This window comes from Streptomyces afghaniensis (assembly GCF_044327915.1).
Lineage (GTDB): Bacteria > Actinomycetota > Actinomycetes > Streptomycetales > Streptomycetaceae > Streptomyces > Streptomyces afghaniensis.
Genome location: NZ_JBIRGJ010000005.1, coordinates 520743 through 546358, shown reverse-complemented (window position 1 = coordinate 546358; position 25616 = coordinate 520743). Strand labels below are relative to the sequence as shown.

22 protein-coding genes are annotated in these 25616 nt (G+C 72.2%); 7 read left to right on the top strand and 15 right to left on the bottom strand.

The window, feature by feature from the left end; genetic code table 11:
• Positions 1-11 precede the first annotated feature (11 nt).
• The 4 genes from ACH4G3_RS21125 to ACH4G3_RS21110 all read right to left on the bottom strand — a co-directional run bounded on the left by ACH4G3_RS21125 (position 12) and on the right by ACH4G3_RS21110 (position 3454).
• On the bottom strand, positions 12-434 hold the full coding sequence (locus ACH4G3_RS21125) for a PPOX class F420-dependent oxidoreductase (protein ID WP_397625936.1): 423 nt from the start codon (positions 432-434) through the stop codon (positions 12-14).
• Between the two features lie 19 nt (positions 435-453).
• Positions 454-1344, bottom strand: coding sequence for an NAD(P)-dependent oxidoreductase (locus ACH4G3_RS21120; protein WP_397625935.1), 891 nt, complete (start codon positions 1342-1344; stop codon positions 454-456).
• Between the two features lie 188 nt (positions 1345-1532).
• Complete coding sequence (locus tag ACH4G3_RS21115) at positions 1533-2774, bottom strand: ROK family protein (protein ID WP_397625934.1); 1242 nt, start codon at positions 2772-2774, stop codon at positions 1533-1535.
• A 38-nt stretch (positions 2775-2812) separates the two neighbouring features.
• Positions 2813-3454: an alpha-ketoglutarate-dependent dioxygenase AlkB family protein gene (locus ACH4G3_RS21110; protein ID WP_397625933.1), complete on the bottom strand. Its 642-nt coding sequence runs from the start codon at positions 3452-3454 to the stop codon at positions 2813-2815.
• Between the two features lie 77 nt (positions 3455-3531).
• Here ACH4G3_RS21110 and ACH4G3_RS21105 point away from each other — a divergent pair, with 77 nt between their 5' ends.
• Complete coding sequence (locus ACH4G3_RS21105; protein ID WP_397626181.1) at positions 3532-4665, top strand: methyltransferase; 1134 nt, start codon at positions 3532-3534, stop codon at positions 4663-4665.
• On the opposite strand, the gene ACH4G3_RS21100 is transcribed toward ACH4G3_RS21105, so the two are convergent.
• Complete coding sequence (locus ACH4G3_RS21100) at positions 4655-5515, bottom strand: class II fructose-bisphosphate aldolase (RefSeq protein WP_397625932.1); 861 nt, start codon at positions 5513-5515, stop codon at positions 4655-4657. The genes ACH4G3_RS21105 and ACH4G3_RS21100 overlap by 11 nt on opposite strands.
• 13 nt (positions 5516-5528) lie before the next feature.
• The gene (locus ACH4G3_RS21095) at positions 5529-6410 is read right to left on the bottom strand and encodes an SIS domain-containing protein (RefSeq protein ID WP_397625931.1); all 882 of its coding nucleotides are present in this window, start codon (positions 6408-6410) and stop codon (positions 5529-5531) included.
• Between the two features lie 119 nt (positions 6411-6529).
• Between ACH4G3_RS21095 and ACH4G3_RS21090 the strand changes: the two genes are divergently transcribed.
• The 3 genes from ACH4G3_RS21090 (at position 6530) to ACH4G3_RS21080 (ending at position 13412) form a co-directional block, all read left to right on the top strand.
• Entirely contained in the window at positions 6530-7309 is a 780-nt protein-coding gene (locus ACH4G3_RS21090; protein WP_397625930.1) for a DeoR/GlpR family DNA-binding transcription regulator, read from the top strand.
• A 149-nt stretch (positions 7310-7458) separates the two neighbouring features.
• Complete coding sequence (locus ACH4G3_RS21085; RefSeq protein WP_397625929.1) at positions 7459-9294, top strand: glycoside hydrolase family 15 protein; 1836 nt, start codon at positions 7459-7461, stop codon at positions 9292-9294.
• A gap of 131 nt (positions 9295-9425) precedes the next feature.
• Positions 9426-13412 carry an aKG-HExxH-type peptide beta-hydroxylase gene (locus ACH4G3_RS21080; protein ID WP_397625928.1) on the top strand — a complete coding sequence of 1329 codons (3987 nt, stop codon included), beginning with the start codon at positions 9426-9428 and terminating at the stop codon, positions 13410-13412.
• 87 nt (positions 13413-13499) lie between these two features.
• On the opposite strand, the gene ACH4G3_RS21075 is transcribed toward ACH4G3_RS21080, so the two are convergent.
• Complete coding sequence (locus ACH4G3_RS21075; protein WP_397625927.1) at positions 13500-14459, bottom strand: hypothetical protein; 960 nt, start codon at positions 14457-14459, stop codon at positions 13500-13502.
• A gap of 194 nt (positions 14460-14653) precedes the next feature.
• Here ACH4G3_RS21075 and ACH4G3_RS21070 point away from each other — a divergent pair, with 194 nt between their 5' ends.
• Positions 14654-14866, top strand: a complete 213-nt coding sequence (locus ACH4G3_RS21070; protein WP_020276662.1) for a heavy-metal-associated domain-containing protein — start codon at positions 14654-14656, stop codon at positions 14864-14866.
• Between the two features lie 3 nt (positions 14867-14869).
• Positions 14870-17128 (top strand): heavy metal translocating P-type ATPase, encoded by a 2259-nt coding sequence (locus tag ACH4G3_RS21065; protein ID WP_397625926.1) that lies wholly within the window; start codon positions 14870-14872, stop codon positions 17126-17128.
• Between the two features lie 12 nt (positions 17129-17140).
• On the opposite strand, the gene ACH4G3_RS21060 is transcribed toward ACH4G3_RS21065, so the two are convergent.
• Positions 17141-17797: a class I SAM-dependent methyltransferase gene (locus tag ACH4G3_RS21060; protein ID WP_397625925.1), complete on the bottom strand. Its 657-nt coding sequence runs from the start codon at positions 17795-17797 to the stop codon at positions 17141-17143.
• Between the two features lie 131 nt (positions 17798-17928).
• Between ACH4G3_RS21060 and ACH4G3_RS21055 the strand changes: the two genes are divergently transcribed.
• Positions 17929-18636 (top strand): phosphatase PAP2 family protein, encoded by a 708-nt coding sequence (locus ACH4G3_RS21055; RefSeq protein WP_397625924.1) that lies wholly within the window; start codon positions 17929-17931, stop codon positions 18634-18636.
• A gap of 211 nt (positions 18637-18847) precedes the next feature.
• Here ACH4G3_RS21055 and ACH4G3_RS21050 read toward each other — a convergent pair whose 3' ends face one another.
• From ACH4G3_RS21050 to ACH4G3_RS21020, 7 genes are read right to left on the bottom strand one after another with little or no spacing between them, the layout of a single operon-like run.
• On the bottom strand, positions 18848-19462 hold the full coding sequence (locus ACH4G3_RS21050; RefSeq protein WP_397625923.1) for a hypothetical protein: 615 nt from the start codon (positions 19460-19462) through the stop codon (positions 18848-18850).
• A 5-nt stretch (positions 19463-19467) separates the two neighbouring features.
• Positions 19468-20328 (bottom strand): carbohydrate ABC transporter permease, encoded by an 861-nt coding sequence (locus ACH4G3_RS21045; RefSeq protein ID WP_397625922.1) that lies wholly within the window; start codon positions 20326-20328, stop codon positions 19468-19470.
• Positions 20325-21263, bottom strand: coding sequence for a carbohydrate ABC transporter permease (locus ACH4G3_RS21040; protein ID WP_397625921.1), 939 nt, complete (start codon positions 21261-21263; stop codon positions 20325-20327). Before ACH4G3_RS21040 ends, ACH4G3_RS21045 begins: the two co-directional genes overlap by 4 nt.
• Entirely contained in the window at positions 21260-22543 is a 1284-nt protein-coding gene (locus ACH4G3_RS21035) for an ABC transporter substrate-binding protein (RefSeq protein ID WP_397625920.1), read from the bottom strand. Before ACH4G3_RS21035 ends, ACH4G3_RS21040 begins: the two co-directional genes overlap by 4 nt.
• A 60-nt stretch (positions 22544-22603) precedes the next feature.
• On the bottom strand, positions 22604-23365 hold the full coding sequence (locus ACH4G3_RS21030; protein WP_397625919.1) for a cupin domain-containing protein: 762 nt from the start codon (positions 23363-23365) through the stop codon (positions 22604-22606).
• Entirely contained in the window at positions 23359-24285 is a 927-nt protein-coding gene (locus ACH4G3_RS21025) for a DUF6807 domain-containing protein (protein WP_397625918.1), read from the bottom strand. The genes ACH4G3_RS21030 and ACH4G3_RS21025 overlap by 7 nt, the downstream gene beginning before the upstream one ends.
• Positions 24282-25397, bottom strand: coding sequence for a Gfo/Idh/MocA family protein (locus tag ACH4G3_RS21020; protein ID WP_397625917.1), 1116 nt, complete (start codon positions 25395-25397; stop codon positions 24282-24284). The genes ACH4G3_RS21025 and ACH4G3_RS21020 overlap by 4 nt, the downstream gene beginning before the upstream one ends.
• Positions 25398-25616 lie beyond the last annotated feature (219 nt).

The following is a 25616-nucleotide window of genomic DNA, read 5'->3' as shown; positions in this document are numbered from 1 at the left end:
GTCCGCCGGTCTCAGCCCATGGCCTGGTCGTTGTCCTTCAACTCACCCCAGCCGTGCCAGCGGTCGACCTCGATCCAGGCACTGACCCGGGGCCGGACGCGGTTCGGGTAGGGCTTGCCGAGGTAGTGCCGGGAGAGCAGGTCGATGTCGGTCAGGTCCTGGTCGTCGTACATCTCGGTGACGCGGCCGATCAGGGTGATGTGGGTGTACCAGTTGTCGTCGGCGAGGACGGTGAGTGTCACGCGCGGGTCGCGGCGCAGGTGCTTCAGGCGGACCCGGCCCTCGTCGAGGTTGATCAGCACCCGGCCGTCCTTCCACGCGTACCAGGTCGCGGTGGAGACCGGTGTGCCGTCGGAGCGCAGGGTGGCCATGACGCACGGGTTGGGCCGGCTCAGCAGGGCTTCGGCCTCGGGCGGCAGCGGCGGCTTGGACATGGGGGAACCTCCCGGGTGATCAGGCGGACGGGTTTTCGTCGAAACTCGCGAAGTAGGCGGCGGCCATGTCCTCGTCGCCGTGGCCCTGGGCTGCCGCACGCTCCATGCGGGCGGCGGCGGCTTCGGCCACGTCCAGGCGGACGCCGTGGTCCGCTCCGGCCTCGACGATGAGGCGGGCGTCCTTGGCGGCGGTGGTCACGGCAAACTGGGGCGGTGTGAGCCGGTCTTCGAGGACCATGCCGGACTTGGCATGCAGATAGCCCATGTCGAGGGGGCCGCCGGCGATGAGGTCGAGGAAACCGCGCGGGTCGATGTCGAGGCCCTTCGCCAGTGCCAGGGCCTCGCCGGCGGCTGCGGTCACGGCGAGGACCCAGCTGTTGGCGACCAGCTTCAGCCGGGTGGCGCCGCCGGCCGCCCCGTCCTCGCCGGCCCACACGGTGCGGGCGCCGACGGCGTCGAAGACCGGCGTCACCGTGTCCCGGCCCTCGACGGGGCCGGCGGCGAGCACGGTCAGCTGCCCGGCCTCGGCGGGCTGACGGGTGCCCAGGACGGGCGCGTCGTAGAAGACCAGGCCGTGTTCGCGGGCGAAGGCGGCGAGGTCGCCGATGGCTTCGACGCCGGCGGTCGTGGACTGCACCCAGGCGGCGCCCGGACGCAGGGCGGGGGCGGCCTCCCGCATCGTGTCCAGGGCGGCGGGCCCGTCGTAGAGCATGGTGAGGACGACGTCGGTGTCCCGGACCGCCTGCGCGGGGGTGTCGGCGATGTGCATGCCCTCGGCGGCCAGCGGCTCGGCCTTGGCACGGGTGCGGTTCCAGGCGTGCACGGTGTGCCCGGCGCGCGCCAGGTTGCGGGCCATCGCGGCGCCCATGATGCCGGTGCCCAGGACGCTCACGGTGAGCTTGTCGGTCATGACGTCAACTTCCTCGTTCGTACGGTGCGGGCGAGCCGCCTGCGGTCCAGACTGCCCGCTCAGGCGCGAGCCTTCCCGGAAGCGACGCGGACAAGCCCGTCGGGCGGTGCCTGATCTCCGTTGAGCATCGGATGCGGGGTCTGCAAACCGCCCATCACCCGCGTCAACAACCCTGCGGGTCAATACACCTAGGTCAGCGCTCCCAGGGGATCGTCCAGCACCGGCTGCCACGCCAGTTCCGCGGCGCCGACCAGGCTGTTGTGGTCGAGGGTGCACGGCAGGATGGGGACGCCGCCGCTCTGCCCCCACAGGCTGCGGTCGGCGACGACGGCGCGGAGGCGGTCGGGGTCGGCGTCGAGGAGGGTGCGGTGCAGGCCGCCGAGGATGATGCGGTCCGGGTTGAGGATGTTGACGAGGCCGGCGAGTCCGAGGCCGAGCCGGTCGATGAGGGTCTCGGTGGCGGTGCGCACGCCCGGGTCGTCGTAGTGGTGGCGGACGAGGTCGATGGACTGCTGGAGCAGGGACACCTCGGGGCCCGGTTCGCGTCGCGCCGCCGTGAGGAAGGCCAGCGGGTCGGTCTCCACGTCCAGGCAGCCGCGGCTGCCGCAGTGGCAGGGGCGGCCCTCGGGGTGCACGGTGAGGTGGCCGACCTCCAGCGCGAGGCCCGAACTGCCCCGGTGCAGGCGGCCGTCGAGGACGAGTGCGCCGCCGACGCCCCGGTGGCCGGTGGCCACGCACAGCAGGTCGCGGGCGCCGCGCCCGGCGCCGTGCCGGTGCTCGGCGAGCGCGGCGAGGTTGACGTCGTTCGCGGCGAACGCCGGTCCGTCGAGGCCGGCCGCGCGCACCTGCTCGGCGAAGATGTCCCGGACGGGCGCGCCCGCGGGCCAGGCCAGGTGCAGCGGGTTGAGGGCAAGGCCCTCGGGTTCGGCGACCGCGGACGGTACGGCGAGTCCGGCGCCCACGCAGCGGCGTCCGGTCTCCCGCAGCAGCTCGGCGCCCGCCGTGACGACGGAGGCGAGCACTTTCGCCGGGTCGGCGTCGACGACCTCACAGCCCGGCGCGGTGGCCACGATCCGGCCGCCCAGCCCGACCAGCGCCGCCCGGAACCCGTCGGCGTGCACCTGCGCGGCGAGCGCGACGGGCCCGTCCTCGGCGACGGCCAGCTTGTGCGAGGGCCTGCCCTGCGAGCCCGCCGCCGCGCCGGGCCGGGCGTCGACCCGGATGAGCCCGAGCGCCTCCAGTTCGGCGGCGACCGCTCCGGCCGTCGCCCGTGTCACGCCGAGCTCGGCGGTGAGCACGGCCCGGGTCGGCGCGCGTCCGGTGTGCACGAGCTCCAGCGCGGGTCCGAGGGCTCCGCGCCCCCGGTCCAGCCGCGTCCTCGTCGAGGTGCTCCCATCCCCCGCCGGCCGGGGGTCCGCCTTCCCGCTCATGAGGGCGAGTCTCCCATGATCCGTAGGGCTCGCGGCCCTTACAGGCCGCTGACCCGGAGCGTGATGTTGAGCCGTCCGGCCAGGCCCAGCCCGGGCGGTGCGGTGCCTCCGTGTACCCGGGGCACCGCGTGGTAGGCGAGCCGGGACGGGCCGCCGAAGACGAACAGGTCGCCGCTGCGCAGCTCGACGTCGGTCCAGGGCCGGGTGCGGGTCTCGGTGTTGCCGAAGCGGAACACGCAGGTGTCACCGAGGCTGAGCGACACCACCGGCGCGTCCGACTTCTCGTCGCTGTCGCGGTGCATGCCCATCCGGGCGTCGGCGTCGTAGAAGTTGATCAGGGCGATATCGTACGCCGGCGCCGGTCCGCCGAGTGTCTCGCGCACCGCCCGGCGGCCCAGGTCGCCCAGCCACTCGGGGAACGGCTTCACCGGGGCGCCGTCGCCGTCGACGGCCCTGCCGGCGTAGCCGTACGGGTACCAGTGCCGGCCGAGGCAGACCTGCCGGGCGGTCATGGTGCCGCCGCCGGGCGTGCGGACCGTGCGCAGGCCGGCCGGTGGGCGCGCCCACGCGCGGCAGGCCTCCAGCAGCTCGCGCTGGTGCTCGGCGTCCAGCCAGTCCGGCACGTGCACCGCGCCCGGCGCCACCTGCGTACGGGCCCGGGGGAACAGTTCGCCGTCCATGCCTCCCATCCTCCCCGACCTCGGCTGAGCTGCGGCCCGGCCGGGGGCACTAGCCTGGACGCACGATGAACGACCGTATGACGACGCCCTGGGGCGAGCTCGCGCTGACCCGTTTCCCCGAGGACCCGCGCGACAGGCTGCGTGCCTGGGACGCCTCCGACGAGTACCTGCTGAGGCATCTGGCGCAGGAGGGGGTCCCGCTGTCGGGCACGGTCGTGGTCGTCGGGGACCGCTGGGGTGCCCTGGTCACGGCGCTCGCGGAGCACCGCCCGGCACAGATCACCGATTCCCACCTGACCCAGGAGGCGACCCGGGCCAACCTCGCGCGGCACGGTGTCGAGCCCGGCGCGGTCCGGCTGCTCACCACGCAGGACCCGCCGCCGGACCGCGTCGACGTTCTCCTCGTGCGGGTGCCGAAGAGCCTCGCGCTGCTGGAGGACCAGTTGCTGCGGCTGGCGCCGGCGGTGCACGTGGGGACGGTCGTCGTGGGCACGGGCATGGTGAAGGAGATCCACACCTCGACGCTGCGGCTGTTCGAGCGGATCCTCGGCCCGACCCGCACCTCGCTCGCCGAGAAGAAGGCCCGGCTGATCTTCTGCACGCCGGATCCCGCGCTGGAGCGGCCCGCCAGTCCGTGGCCGTACTTCTACACCCTCCCGGACGGCATCGGAGCGGTCTCGGGGCGCACGGTCGTGAACCACGCGGGTGTCTTCTGCGCCGACCGGCTCGACATCGGCACCCGGTTCTTCCTGGAGCATCTGCCGAGCGGCGGGGGCGGCCCGCGGGTGGTGGACCTGGGGTGCGGCAACGGCGTGGTCGGGACGGCGGTGGCGCTGGCCGATCCGGCGGCCGAGGTGCTGTTCGTGGACGAGTCGTTCCAGGCCGTGGCCTCGGCGGAGGCGACGTACAAGGCGAACGGGGTGCCGGGGCACGCCGAGTTCCGGGTCGGGGACGGGCTGGCGGGCGTGCCGTCCGGCAGTGTCGATCTGGTCCTGAACAACCCGCCTTTCCATTCCCATCAGGCGACGACGGACGCCACGGCCTGGCGGATGTTCACGGGTGCGCGGCGCGCGCTGCGGCCGGGCGGTGAGCTGTGGGTGATCGGCAACCGGCATCTGGGCTACCACGTCAAGCTGCGCAAGCTGTTCGGCAACAGCCGGCTGGTGGCGAGCGACCCGAAGTTCGTGGTGCTGAAGGCCGTCAAGCGGTAGCCGCGCCGAGAGTGTGGAGGGTCCTCGCCACCGTCCGGGTCATGGCCTCCCGCGCGACCGTCAGGTAGCCGCGCGGGTCGACCGCCTCGGGGCGGTCGGCGAGGAACTCCCGGATCGCGCCGGTCAGCGCGATGTTCAGGGCCGTGCCGATGTTGACCTTGGTGATGCCGCCCGCGACCGCCGCCGTGAGTTCGCCGTCCGGGACGCCGGAGGAGCCGTGCAGGACGAGCGGGACGTCCAGCGCGGCGGACAGTTGTCCGAGGAGGGTGTGGTCGAGGGCGGCGGTGCGGGTCGTCATGGCGTGGGCGCTGCCGATGGCGACGGCCAGGGCGTCCACGCCCGAGTCGGCGACGAAGGCCCGGGCCTCCTCGGGGTCGGTGCGGGCGCCCGGAGCGTGCGCGTCCAGCGGGGGTCTGCCGTTCTTGCCCCCGATCTGCCCCAGCTCGGCCTCGATCCACAGCCCTTGCGCGTGTGCCCAGTCGACGGCCGCGCGGGTCGCGGCGAGGTTCTCCGCGTAGGGCAGCCGGGCGGCGTCGTACATGACGGAGCTGAAGCCGGCCTCCGCCGCCTGGTGCAGCAGGGTCTCGCTCTGCACGTGGTCGAGGTGCAACGCGACCGGTACGACGGCCCGTTCGGCCGCTGCGACGGCCGAACGGGCGAGTGGGAACAGCTGTCCGCCGTGGAACTTGACCGCGTTCTCACTGACCTGGAGCACGACGGGGGCGGGCACGGACTCGGCGCCCGCGATGACGGCCTCCACGTGTTCCAGGGTGATGACGTTGAAGGAGGCGACGGCCGAACGGGCCGCGGCGGCACGGGTGACGAGCTCGCCGGTGGTGGTGAGGGGCACGGTGCCTCCAGGGTCAGTGGGCGAGGATCACCGAGCGGGTGAGGTGGCGTGGGCGGTCCGGGTCGAGGCCGCGGGCCGCGGCGACGGCGACCGCGAGGCGCTGGGCGCGGACGAGTTCGGCCAGGGGGTCCAGCCGGCCCTCGATCCACAACGCGCCGGTGGAGCGCACCTGGTCGGCCAGCCCTGCGGGTGCCTCGCCGAACATCCAGGTCGCGGTGCCGCTCGTGGTGACGCTGATGGGTCCGTGCCGGTACTCCATCGCCGGATAGGCCTCCGCCCAGGACAGTGACGCCTCGCGCATCTTCAGCCCGGCCTCGTTGGCCAGGCCGACGGTCCAGCCGCGCCCCAGGAAGGTGAACTGGGCGCAGTCCGCCAGGCCTTCGGGCAGGGGCTCCGTCAGGGCCGTGCGCGCGTCGGTGACGGCGGTGTCGGGGTGCAGGCCGAGGTGGGCGCGCAGGAGGGTGAGGGCCGTGGTGGCGAACCGGGTCTGGACGACGGAGCGTTCGTCCGCGAAGTCGAGGACGGCGAGCTCGTCGGCCGCCGTCCGCACGGGTGTGTCCGGGTCGGCCGTGATGGCGGTGGTGCGGGTGCGGCCCTTCAGTTTGCCGAGCAGTTCGAGGACCTCGGTCGTGGTGCCGGAGCGGGTGAGGGCGACGACCCGGTCGTAGGCGCGGCCGTAGGGGAACTCCGAGGCGGCGAACGCGTCGGTCTCGCCCTGGTCCGCGCCCTCGCGCAGGGCCGCGGCCGCCTGCGCCATGAAGTACGAGGTGCCGCAGCCGACGATCGCGACCCGCTCCCCCGCCGCCGGCAGCACCTCCGCGTGGTCGGCCGCCTGTGACGCGGCGCGTGTCCAGCACTCGGGCTGGCTGGTGAGCTCGTCCTCGACATGCGTCATGCCGCACCCTCCGCTCTGATTGTTCCTGCAAGATATCGCCAGCTTTCGAGCATCATCAAGCATGCGGGCCCGGATCGGGTGCGTTAGGGTCGCCCGGAGATCGAGTCGTGGAGGTGCGGATGTCGCGCGACGCCCGCTGGAAGGCGCTGCTGGAACTGCTCGTCGAGCGCGGCCGGCTGGACGTCGAGGAGGCGGCCGGGGAGCTCGGGGTGTCGGCGGCGACGATCCGCCGCGACTTCGACCGGCTCGCCGAGCAGCAGATGCTGGTGCGCACGCGGGGCGGCGCGGTGGTGCACGGCGTGTCGTACGAGCTGCCGCTGCGCTACAAGACGGCCCGGCGTGCCTCCGAGAAGCAGCGCATCGCCAAGGCGGTCGCCGATCTGGTCGCGCCGGGTGAGGCGGTCGGGCTGACCGGGGGCACGACCACCACCGAGGTGGCCCGGGCCCTGGCCGTGCGCGAGGACCTGGCGTCCGGCTCGCCCGCGCTGACCGTGGTGACGAACGCGCTGAACATCGCCGGCGAGCTGGCCGTACGGCCCCAGTTCAAGATCGTGCTGACCGGCGGGGTGGCGCGGGCCCAGTCGTACGAGCTGGTCGGACCGCTCGCCGACGGGGTGCTCGGGCAGATCACCGTCGACGTGGCGGTGCTCGGGGTGGTCGCCTTCGACGTGACGCACGGGGCCGCGGCGCACGACGAGGCGGAGGCCGCGATCAACCGGCTGCTGTGCGAACGCGCGGAGCGCGTGGTCGTGGCCGCCGACTCCAGCAAGCTGGGGCAGCGGGCCTTCGCCCGGATCTGCGCTGCCGAGGCTGTGGACACGCTGGTCACGGACACGGCGGCCGACACGGAGACGGTGCGGCGCTTCGAGGAGGCCGGACTGCGGGTCGTCACGGTGTGATCCGCGTTCCCGGCCCCTTCACCGGTCCTCCCGCCTAGGGCCTGTCGTTCAACGCCGCAGATGCGCGTGCCAGACCCCGCGTCTGCGATCTGATCCAAACGACAGGTCCTAAGCTGGGGCTGAGGCGTGTACCGGCCAGGGAGGCGGTCATGGGCGGAGCAGCGCGGGACCACGACGTGCCGGGCAGCCGGCGGTATCTGCCGATCGCGGAGCACGGGCTGATCGGCGATCTGCGCAGCGTGGCCCTGGTGGGGACCGACGGCACGATCGACTGGTACTGCTGCCCGGCCTTCGACGCGCCCAGCGTCTTCGCCTCGATCCTGGACGCGGAGCGCGGCGGCTGCTTCGAACTGGCGGCTGCCGTGCCGGCGCGGACCAAGCAGTTCTACTTCCCCGACACCAACGTGCTGATCACCCGGTTCTTCACCGAGGACGGCGTCGGCGAGGTGCAGGACTTCATGCCGCTCGACAGCGAGCCGGCCGAGGCCGAGCGGCACCGGCTGATCCGCCGGGTGGTGTGCGTACGCGGCTCGATCCCGTTCCGTACCCGTGTCGCTCCCCGGTTCGACTACGGCACCCGGCCGCACACCGTCCGGCTGACCGGTGAGACGGCGGTCTTCGAGTCCGCGGGGCTGGCGCTCGCGCTGACCGCGACCGTGCCACTGGAGACGGACGGGCCGGACGTACGCGGGGACTTCAAGCTCGCCGAGGGCGAGTCGGCGGTGTTCGCGCTGGACAAGGTGGGCGGCGACGTGGCGCCCCGCCGGTGTGCGCGCACGGAGGCGGAGGAGCAGTTCGCGGCGACGGTGGCGTACTGGCGGCGCTGGCTGGCGGCGTCCAGGTACCGGGGCCGCTGGCGGGAGATGGTGCACCGCTCGGCGCTGACGCTGAAACTGCTCACCTACGCGCCGACCGGGGCGATCGTGGCCGCGCCGACCACGAGTCTGCCCGAGCGGCTCGGCGGCGAACGCAACTGGGACTACCGGTACGTGTGGGTGCGCGACGCGGCCTTCTGCGTCTACGCCCTGCTGCGGCTGGGCTTCACCGGCGAGGCCGAGAAGTTCATGGACTTCGTGACCCGGCACATCAGCCCGGGCGACGGCAAGCCCTCCGGCCCCTTGCAGATCATGTACGGCATCGACGGGCGCACCGAGCTGCCCGAGACGACACTCGGCCATCTGGAGGGCCATGAGGGTTCCGCGCCGGTGCGGGTCGGCAACGCGGCGGCCGACCAGCTCCAGCTCGACATCTACGGCGCGCTGATCGACTCCATCTACCTCTACGACAAGTGGGCCAAGCCCATCTCCAGCGATCAGTGGGACGACGTGTGCGCGCTGGTGGACTGGGTGTGCGAGAACTGGGACCAGCCCGACGAGGGGATCTGGGAGACACGGGGCGGGCGCAAGAACTTCCTGTACTCGCGGCTGATGTGCTGGGTGGCGATCGAGCGGGCCATCCGGATGGCCACCCGGCGCGGCCTGCCCGCCGACCTGCTCCACTGGCGCCAGTGCCGCGACACGATCTACCGGCGGATCATGAGCCGGGGGTGGTCCGAGGCGCGCGGGGCCTTCGTCCAGCACGAGGACGGCGACGTGCTGGACGCGGCCGTGCTGATGATGCCGCTGACGAAGTTCATCGCCCCGACCGATCCGAAGTGGCTGTCGACGCTGGACGCGCTCACCGAGGAACTGGTCTCCGACTCGCTGGTCTACCGCTACGACCCGCAGTCCAGCCCGGACGGACTGCGCGGCGACGAGGGCACGTTCTCCATCTGCTCGTTCTGGTACGTCGAGGCCATGGTGCACGCGGGCCGGATCGACGAGGCGCGTCTCGCCTTCGAGAAGATGCTGACGTACGCCAACCATCTCGGCCTGTACGCCGAGGAGATCAGCCACACCGGGGAGCAGCAGGGCAACTTCCCGCAGGCGTTCACGCATCTCGCGTTGATCAGCGCGGCCTTCAACCTGGACCGGGCGCTCGGCTGAGGCTCGGCTTCCGACATGGGGAGTGTTTCCGGTTTCTGACTGTGCGAAGGGGAGGCACGGGAAATACTCGAAGAATGGTGAGGAGGACTGATCCGCCGGCCACGTCTTCGTCCGGGGACCGATCGGCCGCCGTGGGCGGGGACGCCCGTCAGGTGGTCACCGGCGACGGCGCGTCCGCGGTTCACGTCGAGAACATCGAGCAGGCGGTTCTGCTCCCGAAGGAGGCGTTTACGCAGGCCGCGTATCACGAGCGGGCGGCCGCAGCGGCGTTCCCTTCGCATGTGGACCTCACCTCGATCCCGCTTGCCGTTCCCCAGCGACGGGTCGCCGCGGACCGGCTGCGCGGGCGGGACGGCCTGGTGAGGGCGCTGACCGGCGACATGGGACGCGATGGGGGTGACAGCCCGGACAACCGCCGCGTCCATGTGCTGACCGGGCTCGGCGGCTGCGGAAAGACCACGGTGGCCCTGGAGGTGGCACACCGGCTCTCGCCCAGGGCGGGCCACGTGTGGTGGGTGTCCTGCGCCGACCGCGAGAGCCTCTGGGGCGCCCTGCACGCCGTCGCATTCGACGCCGGCGCCGACAGCGGAGAGTTCGTCCGCGCGCACGCCGCCGATGTGCTGTGGAAGCGGCTCAACGCGCTCACCGAACCATGGCTTCTCGTGCTCGACAACGTCGACGATCCATCCTTCCTCAGCGCCCGGTCACAACCCCTGGCACGAGGCGTCGGCTGGCTGCGGCCGCCCGGCACCCCGCACGGGACGGTACTCGTCACGAGCCGCGAATCGCGTCGGGAGCGATGGGCGCCGTGGATACAGGTCCTGCCGGTGGACGTGCTCGACATCGACGACGGGGCTCGCATCCTGCTCGACCTGGCACCGGACGCGGGCGATGAGCAGGAGGCGAAGAAGCTGGCCCAGCACCTCGGAGGCCTGCCCCTGGCCCTGGACCTCGCCGGCACCTACCTTGCGCTGGCAGCCGAGGAGCCATGGCCCGTGCCCGGAACGCCCGAGACTTTCGAGGAGTATCGCCGCGACTTCGACGGACGGATCGCGGAGATGGCCGCCGACCCGGACTCCTCGCTCGGGGAGGCGGAACAGGCCCGCCGGGCCATCCTGACGACCTGGGAGATCTCGCTCGATCTCCTCCACGAACAGCGCAACGACCTCGCCCGGCCGCTGTTGCGCCTCCTGTCGGCTCTGGGACCGGCACCGATTCCATACCAGCAACTGCTCGACCCGGAGCTGCTCGCCACCTGCGACCTGTTCCCCACTCCGACCCACAAACGGATCCAGGCCGCGCTGAAGGGGCTCTCCGGTCTGCGACTGGTCAGTCTTCAGAGCGTGAGCCCGGAACCCGGCAGAGGCGAGTCGTCCGACGCCGACATCCGCCGGAAGCTCGACATCCACCCGCTGGTCCGCGCCAGCAACCGCGCACACGCCGACTTCACCACGCACACCGGGAAACTCCTCGGCCTCGTCACGGCCCTGCTGGATCGGGCCGTGAGCCCGCTGGAACCGGACAATCCCACGCACTGGCGCCGATGGCGCCATTTCGCCCCGCACTGCACCGCCCCCCTGCACCTGCTGGAACTGGTCGGCTCTGTGCCCGACGACGTGACCGTCGCCGCCACCGAACCTGCCTTGCGCGCCGCACAGAGCCGCAACTTCCTCGGCCTGTACTCCCTGGCCGTCACCGAGCTCAGCACCGTCGTCGCCCTCCGGGAGAACCGCCTGGGTCCCGACCATCCCGCGACGCTCGAAAGCCGTCTGAGCCTTGCCCTGGCCCTGCGCGACGACGGACAGTTCCGTGAGTCCGAGGCCGTGTACACGGCGACAGCCGAGGCTTGCGAACGGACGCTGCCGTCCGACCACCCCTATCTCCAGTCCGCCCGAGGCGGCCGGGCACGGGTGCTGTGTGCGCTCGGACAGCCGGACGTGGCGGAGAAGGACCTGCGCGCCGTCCTCGCGATCCGGCTGCGCGACCCGGGGCCGCACTCCCGCAAAGCCCTTCGCACCAGGTACGACATCGCCACTGTCCTGCGCATGCGTGGGTTGCTCAGCGAGTCCGCCGACGAACTGCGAGAGATCCGGCGAGCGGCGCGAGAACTGTTCGGACACCGCGATCCGCTGACACTTGCCGTCGGCTCCCACCTCACTCGGGTGTTGTGCGATGCCGGGGAGCTCGACGAGGCCGAACGCGTCGGAGCGGAGGTGGTCGCGGACTCGGTGAGCCTGCTGGGTTCCGCCCACCCCGACACGCTGATCGCCCGTCACGAACGGGCGCGCATCATGCGGGACAAGGGCCTGCTCGCCGAGGCCGAGGCCGAGTTCGCCGAGATCTGGAAAATCAACAAGCGGCGTTTCGGCGAGGGCCACCCCGACGCGGTCGCCAGTCGGCACGAGCTCGCCACCACTTTGCATCTGCTGGGCCGCCCGACCGAGGCGGCGGATCACTTCCGTGCGGTGCTGGACGCCAACGTCCGGCTCCTGGGCGAGGAACACCCCGATGCGCGGACCAGCAGCCGGAACCTCGCGCTTGTCCTGAACGGCGCGAACGAGGAGGACGACGCAAGGATGGCCCTGGACGAGGCACTCGCAGCCGACAGCGACGAACTGGCCCCCGATGCCCGTCGAATCCTTAAAAGGTTTGCCCGGCCACGGCAGAGCAAAGCGGGTGAGGGACCAGGCGGCGGCGGGTACTCGGCAGGCGGCTACTCCTACTCGCCGGGTCCGCGTTCGCAACCCGTACTTTCTTACCGTTCACAGTCCCGCTTCAAGGACAAGTCCACCGTACTGACGATCGACACGAGAATCTGGCCGGATACGCTGCGTGCCCTGGCTGCCGGGCGGGAGACCCGCAGCGGCGTCGAAAAGCTGTGCGCCCATCAGCGCAAGATCCGCGTCCTGGCGCTGAGGGAGATCCTTGCCTGGTACACGCGGTCGGACGGGGCCCCGTGGATCCGGCAGGTGCGGGCGCTGCTCGTGGAAGCCGACCAGGTCGACCCGGTCCTCATGGACAAACTCCTCCTGCATCCCGGTACAGGCCGGTGGATGAGCCATACGCTGCGTGCGCTGGAGGACGACTCCGCCAAGGCCGACGCCGGTCATCTGCGGGCACTCGCGGCCACGGCCGGCATCAACGCCGAGTTGTCCTTCACCCTCCGGATTCCGGTACGCGAGGGCCTGGCCGTCCTGCCGACCCTCGGCTTCGCCGACCTCGGAACCGATCGGCACACGACGGAAGCGGACGTCGTGGCGGAGAACGGCCGGAGGTGCGTCCGGGCCGCGGGCAAGGAGGTGCGACTTCCCTCCTCGCTGGAGGCCGAGTCCCCCGGGTGGCACCCGCTGCGCCGCATCGAAGCCCGTATCGCCGGTGAGACCCTCCGGGTCTGCCTCGACGATATCGACCCTTACCGCGTCGTCGACCCCGGCATGGCGCCCCGCCCGCTCACTCCCGAGCAGGCGGACCGCTGGCAGGAACTGCTCGGTGAGGCATGGCAACTGCTGAACCACACGGACGGCGTGGACGCCGGGGCACTCGCAGCCGCTCTCACCACCCTCACGCCGCAGGCTCCGGCGTCCGGCGGCGCGCCGGCTTCCCTCACGTCGAGCGATACGTACGGCGGGATCGTCCTCACCGAACCGGAGGACGCGCTGCAACTGGCCCTGACACTCGTGCACGAGGTCCGGCACATGAAGCTCCACGCCCTCCTCGACATGGTGTCACTGCACAGTGAGCAAGACAGTGAGGAAAAGCTGTTCTACGCGCCCTGGCGGGGTGATCCGCGGCCCTTCGAAGGGCTGTTCCAGGGGGTGTTCGCCTTCTTCGGGGTGGCCGAATTCTGGCGTGGGCGCTGCCTTCGGTCGACCGGCGACGACCTGAGGCGCGCGCAGTTCGAGCTGGCCTACTGGCGCATCCAGGTCTGGGAGGCGTTCACGGTGGTGAGGTCCTCGCCCCGGTTGACGGACACGGGGCGGCAGTTCGTCGCCGCGATGGCGGACAGCGCCGCCGCGTGGCGGGCAGCGCCGGCCGTACCCGCCGTCGTGGCCGAGGCGGCCCGGGCGGCCGCCCTCGCCCACCGGGACCGCTGGGAACAGCTCCACGGCCGGCCCTGACCCGAGGCGGCGGCTTGACCGGTTACCGGGCGGCGCGGTTCGGGGACGGCTCGCTGCCGGCCCGCACGGCCCTCGCCGCCCTGGGACTCAGTGGCCGTGGCCGTCGTCCGCATGCCCCTCGGGGGTACCGGATCCGGTCGCCGCTCCCCCGGCCCTGACGGTGAACGGCACCGTGTGGACCTTTCCGTCGTGCTGGAAGTCGAGGAACAGGCGGTAGGAGCCGGCGCTGGGGGCCGTGGCCGTGAAGGAGATGTCCGGGCCGGGCCTGGTCTTTCCGTCGCCGGGTTCGCCGTTCGGGTGGACGTGGAGGTAGGCGAGGTCGCCGGAGCGCAGGGCGACGAGGTGGCCGTACGCGCCGAGGTAGGGCTGGAGGTCGGTGACGGGCCGGCCGGCGCGGGAAACCTTGAGCTTCAGTTCGCTCGCCTTGCCGGGGCGCAGGGCGCCGGACAGTTCGACTTCGTAGCCGTTGGTCCTGGCCGTGGTGGCCGGTGCGGGCAGTTCCTTCGGCTGGTACGGGCCGGAGGCGGCGAGGTCCGCGCCGAGGGTGAGGTTCCGGGCGTCCTTCTTGGCCGGGGTGAAGTCGGCGAAGACACGGTAGCCGCCCGCGCGGGGCAGGTCGACGGGGGTGCTCCAGGTGCCGTCGGCGGCGCGGGTGGGATGCAGGTGGCGGTAGGTGACGAGGTCGCGTGAGGCCACGATGAGGTGGAGTTCCTTTTCGTGTTCGCGCTGATAGGCGGTAACGGCGCGGCCGCTGCCGTCCCTGACCGCGAAGCGCAGGTCGGCCCGCTGCCCGGCGGTGACGCTCGGGGTCTCCAGGTCGAGGGTGTAGCCGTCCTCGGAGATCTGGAGCCCGCCGGCCGGGGGCGTGTCGTGGCCGGTGTGGCCGCCGGCCTCCTCGGGCGGCGCTGCGGGCCGGGTGTGCTCGGCCTTGTGTTTCGGCGGGCTGTCGGCGACGACCGGGTCGATGCCCTGGCCTACGCCGTAGGCCGTGCCGAAGGTCGCCGCCAGGGCGGCGGCGAAGGTCGTGATCTTCAGTCCGGTGTTCATGGCCGGCATCTCCTTCAGAACCGGGCCTCCCGCTCCTGTGCGGGGCCTCATGCAGCTCACCATACCCCTGGGGGGTATATAGTCAAGCGGTGCTCACGCTTGCATCTTATACCCCTCGGGGGTATACAGGAACTCGGCGGGAAGATACCCCCGCCCCGTATTCGAGAATCGCGACCGTACCCAGGAGGCACGCCATGCCCGCCACCACCTACGCCGTCTCCGGAATGTCCTGCGGCCACTGCAAGGCCACGCTGACCAAGGCCATCGGCGAGCTCGACGGCGTCAGCGGCGTCGAGGTCGATCTGGACACCGGGCACGTCACCGTCACCACTGCCACCGAGCCCGACGACGCCCTGATCGCCGAGACGGTCGACGAGGCCGGCTACGAGCTGACCGGCCGGGCGTGAGCCATGACCACCGACACGACCGACGCCGGCGCCGTCGCCGAAGTGGAACTCGCCATCGGCGGCATGACCTGTGCCTCCTGCGCGGCGCGCATCGAGAAGAAGCTCAACCGCATGGACGGCGTCACCGCCACCGTCAATTACGCGACCGAGAAGGCGAAGGTCAGCTACAACGGTGACGTCTCCGTCGGCGACCTGATCGCCACCGTCGAGGCGACCGGGTACACCGCCCAGGAGCCGGCTCCGCCCGCCGTGCGGGAGGGGCCGGCCGAGGAGCCCGATGAACTGCGGCCGCTGCGGCAGCGGTTGGTCACGGCCGTGGTGCTGGCGGTTCCCGTCGTCGCCATGGCCATGGTCCCGGCCTTGCAGTTCGAGTACTGGCAGTGGCTGTCGCTCACGCTGGCGGCGCCCGTGGTGACGTACGCGGCGTGGCCCTTCCACAAGGCGGCGTTCACCAACGCCCGGCACGGCGCAGCCACCATGGACACGCTGATCTCGGTGGGCACCTCGGCCGCGTTCGTGTGGTCGCTGTGGGCACTGTTCTTCGGCACCGCGGGCACGCCGGGCATGACGCACCCCTTCGAGCTGACCATCGAGCGCACGGACGGCGCCGGGAACATCTATCTGGAGGCCGCCGCGGGGGTGACCGCCTTCATCCTGGCCGGGCGGTACTTCGAGGCCCGCGCGAAGCGCAAGGCGGGCGCGGCGCTGCGGGCGCTGCTGGAGCTGGGCGCGAAGGACGTCACGGTGCTGCGCGACGGCGGCCGGGAACAGACCGTCCCGGTCACGGAGCTGCGGGTCGGTGACCGTTTCCTGGTCCGGCCCGGCGAGAAGATCGCGACCGACGGGACGGTGGTCGAGGGCTCCTCGGCCGTGGACGCCTCGATGCTCACCGGTGAGTCCGTGCCGGTGGAGGTGGGCTCGGGCGATCCGGTCACCGGCGCCACGATCAATGTCGGCGGGCGGCTCGTGGTGCGCGCCACGCGGGTCGGCGCCGACACCCAGCTCGCCCGGATGGCCCGGCTCGTGGAGGACGCGCAGAACGGCAAGGCCGCCGCGCAGCGGCTCGCGGACCGGATCTCCGCCGTGTTCGTGCCGGTGGTGATCGCCCTGGCGCTGGGCACGCTGGGCTTCTGGCTCGGCAACGGCGCAGGGCTGACGGCCGCGTTCACCGCCGCGGTCGCCGTCCTCGTCATCGCCTGCCCGTGCGCCCTGGGTCTGGCCACGCCGACCGCGCTGATGGTCGGCACCGGACGCGGCGCGCAGCTCGGCATCCTCATCAAGGGCCCGGAGGTGCTGGAGTCCACGCGCCGCGTAGACACCGTCGTGCTCGACAAGACCGGCACCGTGACCACCGGCCGTATGACCCTGCTGGCCGTGCACACCGCCGACGGCACCGACGAGGCCGAAGTGCTGCGGCTGGCCGGGGCCCTGGAGCACTCCTCCGAGCACCCGATCGCCCGTGCCGTCGCCGACGGGGCACTGGCGAAGCTGGGATCACTGCCCACGCCGGAGGACTTCGCCAACGTGCCCGGACTCGGCGTCCAGGGCGTCGTCGAGGGGCACGCGGTGCTCGTCGGGCGGGAGAGGCTGCTGGCCGACTGGGCGATGGAGCTGCCGGAGGGGCTGGCCCGGGCCCGGGCGGCGGCCGAGGACGCCGGGCGCACCGCCATCGCGGTCGCCTGGGACGGCGGGGCACGTGCGGTGCTGGAGGTCGCCGACGCGGTGAAGGAGACCAGCCCCGAGGCCATCCGGCGGCTGCGCGATCTCGGGCTGACCCCGATCCTGCTGACCGGGGACAACGAGGCCGTGGCCCGGTCCGTGGCCCGCGAGGTCGGCATCGCGCCGGAGCACGTCGTCGCCGAGGTGCTGCCGCAGGACAAGGTCGAGGTGGTCAAGCGGCTCCAGGCCGAGGGCCGTTCGGTCGCCATGGTCGGTGACGGCGTCAATGACGCGGCGGCTCTCGCCCAGGCCGATCTCGGTCTGGCCATGGGCACCGGCACGGACGCCGCGATCGAGGCCGGTGACCTGACCCTGGTCCGGGGCGATCTGCGGGCCGCTGCGGACGCCATCCGGCTCGCGCGCCGCACCCTCGGCACCATCCGCTCGAACCTGTTCTGGGCGTTCGCCTACAACGTGGCGGCCCTGCCGCTGGCGGCGGCCGGTCTGCTCACTCCGATGATCGCCGGGGCGGCCATGGCCTTCTCCTCGGTCTTCGTGGTGGGCAACTCGCTGCGGCTGCGCACGTTCCGGGCCGCCGGCTGAACCGGTGCCGGATCAGCGGCGGTGCCACACCAGGGCGTACCGCCAGAACAGACGCCGGCGCAGGCGCGCGCCGGGCAGGACGGTCCGGGCCTCGCGGACGATCTCCGGGAAGGTCATGTCCGGCGCACGCGTACGGGCCGTCATGGAGACGGGGCGAGGCACCGGGCGGCCCTGATTCTTGAGCAGGGCCATCACGACGTTGAGCGGGATCGACGCGACGCCGAGCAGGTGGTCGACGGGTGTCCGCTCCCGGGAGACACCGACGATCACCAGGGTGCCGCCGGGGGCCAGACGGTCCCGGAAAGCCTCCAGCGCCTCGGTGAACGGCAGGTGGTGGACCACGGCGACGCAGGTGATGACGTCGTACGGACCGGCGGGCAGCCCGGCCGGCGCGTCGGCCGCCGTGTACGTCACCGGGGCCGCCGTGGGGGTCAGCTCCCCCGCCCGGGCGATGATCGCCGGGTCGGCGTCGACCCCGTGCACCCGCTCTGCCCGGGCGGCCAGCAGCCGGGCGAGATCACCGCTGCCGCACCCCACGTCCAGAGCGCTCCCGACACGCCTGGGGAGCTGCCGCAGGATCCAGCGGTGGAAGTGGGCGTTGTGATCCCAGGGGCGGGCGGCGTGGAACCGTTCGAGTGCGTGCAGGACCCGGCGCGTCAGAGACGTCATGGCCTCAGTTCAGCAGACGGGTTCAGTCGCCCTGCGTGGGCACTCGGGAGGTACCGGCTCGCAGGGGCGCCGAGCGTGCGCCCGGCGTGAGCCGGTACCTTGCTGGGGAAGGCCACTGCGGGGAGAAGCACATGACCGATCCGACGACCACAGACGAGGACGCCCTTCGTCCGCTCCCGGCGGACGGGAAGCCCTCGGGCGGGCCCCGCCGGCTCCTGGGCGCCGTCATGGGCGATCTCAGGGCCGTGGACGGCGCGCTGTACGCGGCGGTCGCCGCCACTCCCACGCCCACGCTCGACCGGACGCTGCGCCATCTGTCGCACGCGGCCGACCACTCCAAGATCTCGTTCGGCATCGCCGCGGCCCTGGCACTGGGCGGGAAGCGGCCGCGCAGGGCCGCGCTGGCCGGTGTCGGGGCGATCGCCGTGGCCTCGGCCTCCGCCAACCTGCTCGGCAAGCGCCTGGTGCGCCGGGCCCGGCCGGACCGGGAGGCGGCCCGGGTGACGGTGGACCGGCACGTTCCGATGCCGACGTCGGCATCGTTCCCGTCCGGGCACACGGCGTCGGCGGTCGCGTTCGCCACCGCGGTCGGCGTGGTCCTGCCGCCCGCCGCGGTGCCGCTCGGGGCGCTGGCGAGCGCCGTGGGCTACTCCCGTATCCACACGGGCGTGCACTATCCGGGCGACGTGGCCGCCGGCGCGGTCCTCGGCATCGCGAGCGCCGCGGCGGCCCTGGCGGCGGCAGCGGCGGCCGCTGCCCCGTCGGAGCGGACACAGGCGCTCCTCGCCACGGCCCGTTCATGGCCGCGGATCAGCATCGGCGCGGCCCTACGGCGCTGAAACCGTAGAGACCGGCGACCGCCACCCCGTCGGAGCGCACGCAGGCGCCCCCGCCACGGCCCCTTCATGGCCGCGGGTCAACATCGACGCCGCCCTACGGCGCTGAAACCGCGGCCCGTTCCAACGGCATCACGAGCACCGCAGCGACCCCGGCACCGCCACCCCGTCGGAGCATCGACGCCGCCCTGCGGCGCTGAAACCGCGGGCCCGTTCATCCGCCCCCGACGCTCCGCTGTTCCAGGAGAACGGCAGCTGACCGGCGTACGTCGACGGCGGTCAGCGCCAGGGCCAGCGGCCCCGGGGCCAGGACGGCCAGGGGCAGCAGCATCCAGGCGCACAGCGCGGCCGTCGCCACGGCGAGGAGGACCAGTCCGCTGCCGCCCGCGTCCGCCACGGCGTCCCGGGCGGCCCCGCGCACCGCCGCACGCCAGTCGGTGAGCGACTCGGGGCGGGCGCAGGCCCGCAGGCCGACGACCGCCGCGCAGGCGCCGATGGCGGCTGCGGCCACCGCGAACAGCGGCGCCCCGGGCAGCCCGGCCCCGGCCAGCGCCAGGTCGGCCGCGAGCAGCAGCAGCCCCGCCAGGGCGACGGCACCCGCCAGCAGGTCACCGGCCCGCAGCCGTTGCCGCAGCAGGGCCAGGTACCGTCCGGCCGTGACGGGACGGTCCTGTCCGGCGCCTCGGAGTACGGCACACGCCGTCGACAGCGCGGCCGGTGCCGTCACCAGCGGCAGGCAGGCCACCGACGTGGCGAGGCCGACGCTCAGCACGTCCGCGAACAGCGTCATGCGCGGCCCGAACACCTCATCGGCCTCACGTGTCCGCATCCCGCTCACCCCTTCAGTCCGGAGCTGGCCATGCCCTCCACCAGGAACCGCTGGAAGGCGAGGAAGAACAGCACGATCGGCAGCAGCGCGATCACCGACATCGCGAACATCGGGCCGAACGCGGAAGTGCTGGAGGCGTCCACGAAGGAGCGCAGCGCCAGGGTCAGCGTGAACTTGTCCGGGTCGAACAGGTAGATGAGCTGGGTGAAGAAGTCGTTCCAGGTCCAGATGAAGGTGAAGATGGCGGTGGTGATCAGGGCCGGCCGGGTGAGCGGCAGCACGACCTGGAAGAAGCTGCGGAAGGGTCCGCAGCCGTCGATCCGGGCCGCCTCCTCCAGCTCACGCGGCAGGCCGCGCATGAACTGCACGATGAGGAAGACGAAGAACGCCTCGGTGGCGAGGAACTTCGGCAGGATCAGCGGCCAGTAGGTGTTCACCAGGCCCAGCTGGTTGAAGATGATGTACTGCGGGATCAGCACGGCGTGGTGCGGCAGCATGATCGTGGCGATCATGAAGGCGAACAGCGGCCCGCGCAGCCGGAACCTGAGACGGGCGAAGGCGTACGCGGCGAGCGAGCAGCTGATGACGTTGCCGAGGACCGCACCGCCCGCGATCAGCAGGGAGTTGGTGAGCAGCCGCCAGATGGAGACGTCGTTGACGCCCTCCATGGCGGTGGAGTAGTTGGACCACTCCAGGTGGCCGGGCAGCAGGTTCAGGCTCGCGATGACCTCGTCGGCGGGCTTGAGCGAGGTGGCCAGCAGCCACGCCAGCGGGTACAGCATGACCAGCAGCGCGGCCAGGCAGCCCAGGTGGACGGCGACCCGCCCCCAGCGGACGGGCTTGTGGGAAACGGCGGTCGAGGTCATCGGTCCCCCTCGGAGGCGTAGAAGACCCAGGAGCGCGAGGTGCGGAACAGCACCGCCGTGACCACACCGATCACGAGGAGCAGCACCCAGGCCATGGCGGAGGCGTAGCCCATGTGGGAGGCGACGAAGCCGCGGTCGTAGAGGTACATGGTGTAGACGAGGGTCGAGTCGGCCGGCCCGCCCTTGCCCGCGCTGACCGCGAAGGCGGGCGTGAACACCTGGAAGGCCTGGATGGTCTGGAGGACCAGGTTGAAGAACAGCACCGGGGACAGCATCGGCACGGTGACGGACAGGAACTGCCGCCATTTCCCGGCCCCGTCGACCGCCGCCGCCTCGTACAGCTCGGCGGGTATCTGCTGGAGACCGGCGAGGAAGATGACCATCGGCGCGCCGAACTGCCACACCGTCAGCAGCGCGACGGCGAGCAGCGCCCAGCCGGGCTTGTTGACCCAGCCGCCGGTGCCGAGCAGGTTGTCCACCGTGCCGCCGTCGTTGAAGATCGCCCGCCAGACCAGGGCGATGGACATGGAGGCGCCGAGCAGCGAGGGCGCGTAGAAGGCGGAACGGTAGAAGGCCTTGCCCCGCTTCATGCCCTTCAGGGCGAGCGCGACGACCAGGGCGAGGGCCAGTTGCAGGGGCACGGCGATGACGACGTACGTCACCGTGGTCACGACGGAGCGCCAGTAGCGCGGGTCCTCGGTGAACATCTGCACGTAGTTGCGCAGGCCCACCCACTTCGGCGGGTTGAACAGGTCGTAGTCGGTGAAGGACAGGTACAGCGACACGGCCATCGGCAGCAGTGTCAGGACGATCGCGCCGAGGACCCAGGGCGACAGGAACACCCAGGCGGCGCCCTCGCGTTCGCGCTTGGGGCGGCGCTTCGGGGCTGCGGCGGGGGCGCGCTTCGCCTCCGCGGGGATCGCGGTGGTGGTCATGACCTCAGCTCCGCCTTCGCCTCGGTGATGTAGTTCTCGGCCGCCTCGCGGGGCGACATGCGCCCGTAGGAGACCTGGTCGTAGTCGCGCTGGAAGGTGCTCTGGAGGGCGTTGTCACCCGCGGGCGGTGCCTGGGGCGGATCCTTGAGCTTGCCCTCCAGGGACGCCTGGAAGTCGGCGATGGTCTTGTCGAAGTCCTTGAGCTGCGGGCCGATCTCGTCGCGGACGGTCTCGTTGACGGGGATGCCGCGGCTCGCGCCGAGGATCTTCGCGGCCTGCCGGTCGTTGACCAGGAAGTCGACGAGCTGCGCCGCCTCCTTCGGATGGGCGGTGTTCGCGGAGACTCCGACGAACATGGACGGCTTGAAGTACTGGCCGGGGGTGCCGTCCTCGCCGGACGGCATGGGGGCGAGCGCGACGCCGCCCTTGACGAGGGCGAGGAAGCCGCTGGCCGGGGCGTCCCAGTTGGCGTCGGTGACGGAGGTGCCGCGCCCCAGCGGGGTGTTCTCGACGGAGCCGTCGAGCTGGGTGGTCTGCTCGGCCGGCGAGACGGCGCCCTCGCGGCGCAGCTTGTCGGTGAAGGTCCACCAGCGGGTGAGGTCGTCGGCGGTGAAGCCGAGCCCGCCGTCCTCGGTGTAGAGGGCCTTGCCCTGCCCGCGCAGCCAGACCTCGAAGGCGTCCTCGCTCTGGCCGGGGTCGGTCGCCCCGGGCTTGCCGGTCTTCTCGGCCAGGGCCCGCATGGTGTCGGCCCACTGGCTCCAGGTCCAGCTCTTGCCGGGGAGGGGCACGCCAGACTTCTTCCAGGTCGCGACGTCGTAGGCGACGGTCTCGGTGCCGCGGCCCTGCGGGATCGCGTACTGGACGTCGTCCACGCGGCCGGTGGCCAGCAGTCCCTGGTCGATCTCGGAGGTGTGCAGAACGGACTTCTGCTTCGCCAGGTCGAGCAGGACGCCGCCGGAGGCGTACTGGTCGATCTGGCGGTAGTCCAGCTGCATGACGTCCGGCGCGTCACCGCCGGCGGCCTGGGTGGCGAGCTTCTGCTTGTAGGCGTCGTAGCCGGAGAACGACGTCGTCACGTCGACGTTCGGATGCTGTTTCTCGAACAGCGCGACGGCCTGCTCGGTGCGTTCCGCGCGGTCGGGGTTGCCCCACCACGTGTAGCGCAGCACGACCTTGCCACCGCCGGCCGATTCCCCGGATCCTCCGCAGCCCGCCAGCACGGCACACAGTGCCAGTGCGGCGGCCGACGCGCAGAACCCCGTTGTCCTGTGTCGCGGCATGCCGAGGTCACCTCTTCCTTTCCTCGGACTCTCTCGGCCCCCCTTCGCCCCCCTGCTTCGTTACTCCCCCTGGTACGGCAGCGTCGTCCCGGGCAGGTTGTACTCGTCGCGCCGGCCGCACATGCCGAAGCCGCCGAGCCGGGTGGGCGCGGCCTCGTAGGCGGTGGCCTCGCCGAGGTAGGCGGGCTCGCCGCCGGCCAGCGCGTCGAGCTGGGCGCCGGTGCGTTCGGCGGTGGCCAGGGCACCCGCCTGCCACAGGGCGCGCCAGGTGGGCACCTTGTCGCGCACGATCCGGGCGGCGGCCCGCTGGAACTCCAGGTACGGGCCGTTGTCGCCGGCGACGAGCGTCTCGCGCAGGGCGAGGTAGCCCTCCACGGCGAGGTCCCGGCGGCGCTGGGCGGCCGCCGCCGTCTCCGGTCCCGTGCCGGGCGGCAGGGTCGCCGCGGCGGCGTACTTCTCCGGGTCGGCGAGCACCTCGGGCGGGAAGGTGAACACGGCGTCCCCGGCCTCGGGCAGGCCGCTGTTCTGCATCAGCACGGTGATGCGCAGGTCGCCGCCCTGCACCATGCGGTGCACGGTGCCCGGTGTGAACCAGGCGATGGAGCCGGGCGCGAGGGGGATGTCCCGGTAGCCGTCGGGGCTGAGCGTCTGGACCGCGCCCCGGCCGCCGGTGACGACGTATGCCTCGGTGCAGACCAGGTGCAGATGCGGGCTGCCGCCGCAGACGCCGTCGGCGGCCTCCCAGTCGTAGGCGCTCAGATGGGACAGGCCGATCGCGCCGGGCAGCGGGTGCGGCAGGGCGGGCTTCGGGTCGTTCACCACGGCAGGCCCTCCAGGTGCGTGCCGACCCGGTCGCGGTCCCAGGCGCCGTCGGCGACGACGAGCCGGTAGCGGAAGGCGAAGGACTCGCCCGGCGGGAGCTCGAACTCCTCGAAGAACGCCCAGGAGAAGGCGACCGTCGGGAAGGGCTCGGAGCGGACGAACCAGTGCGACTCGTGGATCGCGGACGTCTCGTCGAGGTTCTCGGGCGCGTGCGCGAAGACGAGGGTGGAGTGGCCGTCCACGTCGTCGTGCTCGGTGGTGAAGGCGAGCCAGGGGCCCTGGGAGCCCATCAGCTTGCCCGCGTCCGCGTCGGTGTCCGGGGCGAAGACCGTGCCGCCGGTGAAGTCGCGCGGGCCGCGCCACTGGAGTCCGGTGTAGCCGGCCATCTCGCGGCCCGCGGTGGTCGGGGAACCGAAGGCCAGGGGCTCGGAGCGGACGTTGGTGAGACGGATCGACCAGTCCAGGGCCCAGGCGCCGGCCTCCTCGTCCACCGAGTGGACGGTCAGCCCCCGCACCTCGCGCGACCACTCCTCGCCGCCGTTCTCGACCCAGGTGAGTTCCTCGGTGAAGGCGAGGCGGTCGTCCTCGACCGTGAACTCCGTAAAGCCGTCGTGCCGCATGGAGCCGACGCGCTCCGGCAGGCGCAGATAACCCTGGCCGTGGACGTAGCAGTTGCCGCCCCAGAAGTTCTGGCCGGACAGATGGCTCGCGGTCATCTGCAGGCCCTTGTGCCAGCGGTGGTCGTTCGGGCGGTAGCCGGTGACCGTGCGGCCGGACAGGGTGCGCACCGGGTGGGCGTACGGCTTGCGTGACTCGAAGGGATCCGGGTCCGGGCGGTAGACGTAGCGGAGGATCTCCGTGCCGTTCGCCGCCGTGACGGCGATGTCCTCGCCGTGGGTGTGGGTGACTCGGATGCTCATGCGCGCTCCTTGGGGGCCCAGTCGGGGTACTCGCCGTGCATGGCCTCGTAGAAGGGGTCGCCGGGGCCGATCTCTCCCGCGTGCACGGAGCCGCCGGTGAACGCCGCCTTGTACAGGGCGGCGGCGAACTCCAGGGTGGCGCGGGCGTCCTGGCCGCTGCCCGGTGGCCGGGTGCCGTTGTCGTAGGCGTCCAGGAGGGCGCCCAGCTGGGCGGTGTGCGAGCTGGGCACGTCGTTCGAGGGCGTGCGCCAGGCGATGGCGCGGTCGGAGCCGACGTGCGGGGCCGGGGTGTAGACCCAGCTGTCGTTGGTGTGGCCGTACAGGTGGGTGAGTTCGACCGTGGCGTCCGCGCAGTCGATGCGGATACGGCTCACCTCGTCCGGGGAGAGCACGCTGTTGACGACGGTGGCGAGGGCGCCGCTCTTGAACCGCACCAGCGCGGTGGAGACGTCCTCGCTCTCGGTGTCGTGGACGAGCCGGGCGGCCATGGCACGGATCTCCTCCCACTCGCCGAGCAGGTGCAGCAGCAGGTCGTACTGGTGGATGCCGTGACCCATCGTCGGCCCGCCGCCCTCGCTGGCCCACTTGCCGCGCCACGGCACGGCGTAGTAGGCGGCGTCCCGGTGCCAGGTGGTCTGGCAGTGCGCGACCAGCGGGGTGCCCAGCTCGCCGCTCGTGATCAGCTCGCGGGCGTGTACCGCGCCGGATCCGTAGCGGTGCTGGAAGACGACCGCCGCGTACGCCCCGGAGGCCTCCTCGGCGGCGGCGATCTCGTCGTACTCGGCGAGTGAGAGGGTGAGCGGCTTCTCGCACAGCACCCAGGCGCCGGCCTTGAGCGAGGCCACCGTCTGGTCGCGGTGCAGGGCGGGCGGCGTCCCGATGAGGACCAGGTCGGGGCGTACGGCGTCCAGCATCGCGTCCACCGAGGTGTACCCGGCGACCCGGCCGCCGGCCAGCTCGCGGAAGGCGTCGAGGCGCTCCTGGTCGACGTCGACGGCGGCGACCAGTTCCACCCGGTCTGAGTGGGCCCGCAGCGCGGGCAGATGACTGCCGCTGACGATCGCACCGGTGCCGACGACGGCCACGCGGCGGCGGGCGGGGGACAAGGACATGCGGCGCTCCTCGGACGGCCGGCGGACACACGCTGGGACAGCACTTGGAAAGCGCTTGCACCCGGAAGGCGACCCTAGGCGTGAGCGAATGTCTGGACAACCCCCCTGCAGCGACCTGCACAAGGTCTTCCCTGGCATCCTCCCAGCTCGGGGGTCGGATCCCGGTTGTTGTGACCACCATGGAAACGGCATTCCCCCGCCTCCCCGCTGGGGCTGACC